The sequence below is a fragment of the Brevundimonas sp. genome (assembly GCF_036402095.1).
In the GTDB taxonomy this organism is placed as follows: Bacteria; Pseudomonadota; Alphaproteobacteria; order Caulobacterales; family Caulobacteraceae; genus Brevundimonas.
Genome location: NZ_DASWTO010000031.1, coordinates 1 through 1,942, shown reverse-complemented (window position 1 = coordinate 1,942; position 1,942 = coordinate 1). Strand labels below are relative to the sequence as shown.

Here is a 1,942-nt window from a genome sequence, read left to right as displayed (position 1 = left end):
GCAATCCGATCGAGGACCCCGAGGCCTACGACTACATGATGAGCTACAGCCCCTACGACCAGGTCGAGGCGAAGGCCTATCCGGCCGTGCTGGCCACCGGCGGCCTGTCAGACCCGCGCGTGACCTATTGGGAGCCGGAGAAGTGGGTGGCGAAGCTGCGGCCGGCCACGACCTCGGGCAAGCCGGTGCTGCTGAAGATCAATATGGAGGCCGGCCACGGCGGCGCCTCGGGCCGGTTCGACTCTCTGAAGGAGGTCGCCCACGACTACGCCTTCGCGGTCTGGGCGATCGACAAGGGCTGGGAGCGGACCTGACGGCGCCCGGCGCCCTGTCTCAGGGTTCGAGGGTCCAGGTGTAGGTGCCGGCCTCGTCGGCGTGCATGGCCACGAAGTCGCGAACCTCATAGCCGGCCGGGCAGGTGTCGCTGCCATCGGACCAGAAGGTGTAGGGGCCGGGGTACTGGACGCACAGGGCGTGATTGCCCGACCACGACCGGCCCGAACCGTCCAGGGTGTCGCCGTACATGTAGAAGTTGGCGTTGTCGGTGCTGACGATGCTCTCGCAGGTTCCGTCCGCAACCTCGTACCAGCCGCGGTTGATGAACTGGCCCGTGCCGACTTCGACATAGGAGACGGCGACCGTCCCGTTGCGGCCGCTCTGATTGCAGACCTGGATGTCGACCGTGGCCGGAGCCAGCTTGTTCGGCTTGACCTGGGCGACGGCCAGACCCGGCGCGAGCGCCGATACGGCGGCGGCGGCGAACGCCGCAACGAAGCTTGATTTCACGTCTGTGGCCTCCCCCGACAGCGGCCGCCAGGATATCACAGGTCGATGACGAATCCAGTGACGGTTGCTGACTCGATGCAAGCCAGGACTGACCAGATGAGCCGGACGATCCGCGACGCGACCGAAGCGGACCTGCCACGGATCGCCGCCCTCTACGGGCGCGAGGTGCTGAACGGCACCGCGACATTCGAGCTGGTCCCGCCGACGCCGGACGAGATGGCCGGCCGTTTCGCCGCCGTGAAGCGGCACGACCTGCCGTGGCTGGTCGCCGAACTGGACGGGGTCTTCGCCGGCTACGCCTATGCCTCGCCGTTCCGCCCTCGCCCGGCCTATCGCTACGGCGTCGAGGGCTCGATCTATGTCGAGGAGACCGCGCGCGGCGACGGCGTAGGCCGGGCCCTGCTGGAGGCTCTGATCGGACGGGTGCGCGGCATGGGCCTGCGGCACGTCATCGGCGCCATCAGCGACAGCGACACCAGCGCCGCCTCCATCGCCCTGCACCGGTCGCTGGGCTTCCGTGACGCCGGCGTCTACCGGCAGGTCGGCTGGAAATTCGAGCGCTGGCTCGATGTGACCCTGATGCAGCTCGATCTCGCACCGGACGGCCGCCCGCCGGAAGCGCCGGGCCTCGACCTCACCGGCGGCCTGGCTTGAAGCACAGGCGCGCAGCGCCTAGTTTGCCGCCATGCGTTTGGCGATGGCCCTGATGATGCTGCTCGGCGCCCTCGCGGTGCTGACGACCGGCGCGGCCCCGTCGCGCGCGCTGGCCGACGCCCCGTCGCCTCCGCCATGTCATGAGACAACGACGCATCATGCCGGCTCCGAGTCGCCCCGGCCGGCGCCGGGCAAGGCGATGACTGTCATGGACTGCTGCATCGCCTGTGTGGCGGCGACGCCTCTCGGCTCGCCCGTACGGGCCCGGGTCAGTCCGCCGCGCCCCGGAACGGCCGCGCCTCCGGCGGCGCTTCCGGTCGGCGAACGGCCGGCGCCTGAACCGCATCCCCCGCGGCCCGGTTTCCTCTGAAGACCGTCCACGCGCGGCCATACACGTCCGCGCCTACCCAGATTCTTCCAGGAGGCCATCATGGCTGCCCGCTCCCTCGCGCCCCTCGCCGGCGCGTCCCTGCTCGCCCTCGCCCTCCCCGCGGCGGCGCAA

The 1,942-nt window shown here is 70.2% G+C and carries 3 protein-coding genes; 2 read left to right on the top strand and 1 reads right to left on the bottom strand.

Translation table 11 applies throughout. From position 1 onward, the window contains the following. The coding region (locus tag VGD32_RS02435) for a prolyl oligopeptidase family serine peptidase (RefSeq protein WP_331030315.1) at positions 1-314 on the top strand (314 nt) is incomplete at its 5' end. A 19-nt stretch (positions 315-333) separates the two neighbouring features. On the opposite strand, the gene VGD32_RS02430 is transcribed toward VGD32_RS02435, so the two are convergent. After that, the gene (locus VGD32_RS02430; RefSeq protein WP_331030314.1) at positions 334-786 is read right to left on the bottom strand and encodes a DUF1036 domain-containing protein; all 453 of its coding nucleotides are present in this window, start codon (positions 784-786) and stop codon (positions 334-336) included. Positions 787-882: 96 nt separating this feature from the next. Here VGD32_RS02430 and VGD32_RS02425 point away from each other — a divergent pair, with 96 nt between their 5' ends. Next, entirely contained in the window at positions 883-1,440 is a 558-nt protein-coding gene (locus VGD32_RS02425; RefSeq protein WP_331030313.1) for an N-acetyltransferase family protein, read from the top strand. The last annotated feature ends 502 nt before the right edge of the window (positions 1,441-1,942 follow it).